Here is a 3,294-nt window from a genome sequence, read left to right on the forward strand (position 1 = left end):
CTATTTTAGTCATGTGGGGATAGCTCCAACCTCACCCACGCTTTTGATAATGAAGTTGCTCGATAAAAAAAAGCCTCACCAGATGGTGAGGCTTTATCTTTTCCCGATAGAGATTGTTTCGTGCTAGCGAAAATCCCTCAATAACTCAGCTTACTTTTTCTTTGCTGGTTTTTGGTCATCTTTCTTCTTGATAACGGTAGTGCCTTCGAAAGTTTCACCTTCAACAAACGCTGTACCATAGTAAGCCGCAAGAAGTACTTCTTTTAGCTCAGAAATCAGTGGGTAGCGTGGGTTTGCACCAGTACATTGGTCATCAAACGCTTCAACTGATAGCACGTCAACTTTTGCGAGGAAATCCGCTTCATTCACGCCAGCCGCTTGGATAGATAGCGGGATGTCGAGATCTTTCTTCAGCTCTTCCAACCAAGTCAGTAGACGTTCAATCTTCTGAGCAGTACGGTCGCCCGCTTGGCTCAAGCCCAAGTGGTCAGCCACTTCAGCGTAACGACGGCGTGCTTGTGGACGGTCGTATTGAGAGAACGCAGTTTGTTTGGTTGGGTTATCATTCGCGTTATAGCGCACAACGTTAGAGATAAGCAATGCGTTAGCAAGGCCGTGCGGGATGTGGAACTCTGCACCGATCTTGTGCGCCATAGAGTGACATACACCTAAGAACGCGTTAGCAAAAGCAATACCTGCGATAGTCGCTGCATTGTGCACTTTTTCACGAGCAATTGGGTCTGCTGCGCCATTTTTGTAGCTTGATGGTAGGTACTCTTTCAGCATCTTAAGTGCTTGTAGAGCTTGACCATCAGAGTATTCGTTCGCAAGAACAGATACATAGGCTTCAAGAGCGTGAGTCACAGCATCGTAACCACCAAATGCCGTTAGAGACTTAGGCATATTCATCACAAGGTTCGCATCAACGATAGCCATGTTAGGTGTTAGCTCATAATCCGCTAGTGGGTATTTAGCACCTGTTTTGTCGTCTGTTACCACGGCAAATGGTGTGACTTCTGAACCTGTACCTGAAGTAGTCGTGATACAAACCAATTCTGCTTTTTGACCCATTTTAGGGAACTTGTAGATACGTTTACGGATATCCATAAAGCGCATTGCAAGCTCTTCAAAGTGAGTTTCTGGGTGCTCATACATAACCCACATGATCTTCGCCGCATCCATTGGTGAACCACCACCAAGTGCTAGAATCACGTCTGGTTGGAAACTCTTCATTGCTTCAGCGCCTTTCTCTACGACAGATAGAGTTGGATCAGCTTCTACATCAAAGAATGTTTGAACTTCCATACCGTTTGACTTCAGCAGAGTCACTACGTCGTCTGCATAACCGTTGTTGAATAGGAAACGGTCAGTAACTAGGAATGCGCGTTTTTTGCCTTCAAGATCGCTCATAGCGATTGGAAGGCTACCACGACGGAAGTAAATTGACTTAGGTAGTTTATGCCACAACATGTTTTCAGCTCGCTTCGCAACAGTTTTCTTGTTGATTAGGTGCTTAGGACCTACGTTCTCAGAAATTGAGTTACCACCCCAAGAACCACAACCTAGCGTTAGAGATGGTGCAACGTTAAAGTTGTAAAGGTCACCGATACCACCATGAGTGGTTGGGATGTTTACAAGAATACGCGCCGTCTTCATTTTGTCACCAAAGTAACGGATACGGTCTGCATTAACGTCTTGGTTAGTGTATAGACCAGAAGTGTGGCCGATACCGCCGATTTCTACCATTCTTACTGCTTGTTCTACCGCGTTCTCAAAAGAAGTCGCGCGGAACATGCCAAGTGTTGGAGAAAGTTTTTCATGTGCGAATTCATCGTCATAAGAAACTTCGCCAATACCTTCACCGACAAGAATTTTAGTATCTGCTGGAACTTTAACGCCCGCCATTTCAGCGATGGCTGTTGCTGGTTGGCCTACGATTTTCGCGTTTAGTGCGCCATCGATAAGCAGTACCTTACGTACTTTGTCTGCGTCTGCTTTACTTAAAACATGCGCTTTATGGCTCGCGAAACGTTCTTTTACTTCGTCATACACTTCGTCCATAACGATAACCGCTTGCTCAGAAGCACATACCACACCGTTATCGAATGTTTTAGACATAAGAACAGAAGCAACTGCACGTTTGATGTCTGCCGTTTCGTCGATTACAACTGGAACGTTACCTGCACCTACACCGATTGCTGGTTTACCTGACGAGTAAGCTGCTTTCACCATGCCAGGACCACCTGTTGCAAGGATAAGTGCAATACCTTCGTGCTTCATTAGCGCGTTAGATAGCTCAACTGAAGGTTGATCAATCCAGCCGATGATATCTTTTGGCGCGCCAGCTGCAACTGCTGCATCTAACACGAGTTTAGCTGCATCGTTAGTTGAATTTTTCGCACGTGGGTGTGGCGAGAAGATGATACCGTTACGAGTCTTCAAAGAGATGAGAGATTTGAAGATTGCAGTAGAAGTAGGGTTAGTGGTTGGAACGATACCGCAGATGATGCCTACAGGCTCAGCGATAGTCATCGTGCCTAGGTTTTTATCTTCTTCAAGAATGCCACACGTTTTTTCGTCTTTGTATTTGTTGTAGATGAACTCAGACGCAAAGTGGTTCTTGATTACTTTATCCTCAACAATACCCATGCCTGATTCCGCTACCGCTTGTTGCGCTAGAGGGATACGAGCTTGGTTAGCTGCTAATGATGCTGCGCGGAAAATTTTATCTACTTGCTCTTGAGAGTAAGTAGAGAATTCTGCTTGAGCCGCTTTAACACGCGCTACTAGAGCATCAAGTTCAGCTAAATTAGTTACAGGCATAATGGATCTCCTAAAAATAGAAAAATGTTAAAAACTCTTTATTAAGTTTGCAGCTTTGTGTTTTTGTTTTTTCTCAACAGCTTAAACAATGACAGACTTAGTAAATTGCTTTCAGGACTGAGTATAATATTTCAGAGTGTGAAAAAAATTGACTCAGATCAGTTCTCAAAAACTAATTACCCAATTAGGGGTAACCACCCTACAAAATCGCCTACAAGACACTGAAAACAAACAAAAAACATATAGATAATTAAATGAATAAAAAACATTTACTTAAACAACGAAAACTATAAAAACTACAACAATCTGTAAAAAAGTTTCATTTTTGAGCGATAGATGAATGAACACACCTCATTTTACGTGCTACTGAGAGTATATCGACTCTCACTTTTACCACCAGCTAGGAGCACTAATTTTATTAAAAATGTGCAGATGTTAACAGTTGAGCAAAAAACAACACCACTCACATAC

At 43.3% G+C, this 3,294-nt stretch carries 1 protein-coding gene; it reads right to left on the reverse strand.

Annotated features, from left to right (window positions below; translation table 11 throughout):
* Positions 1-150 precede the first annotated feature (150 nt).
* Positions 151-2,823: a bifunctional acetaldehyde-CoA/alcohol dehydrogenase gene (adhE, locus tag B9J87_RS02695; protein ID WP_013856398.1), complete on the reverse strand. Its 2,673-nt coding sequence runs from the start codon at positions 2,821-2,823 to the stop codon at positions 151-153.
* Between the last annotated feature and the right edge of the window lie 471 nt (positions 2,824-3,294).

It is taken from the genome of Vibrio sp. V19_P1S1T109 (assembly GCF_002241375.1).
Classification (GTDB): domain Bacteria; phylum Pseudomonadota; class Gammaproteobacteria; order Enterobacterales; family Vibrionaceae; genus Vibrio; species Vibrio anguillarum.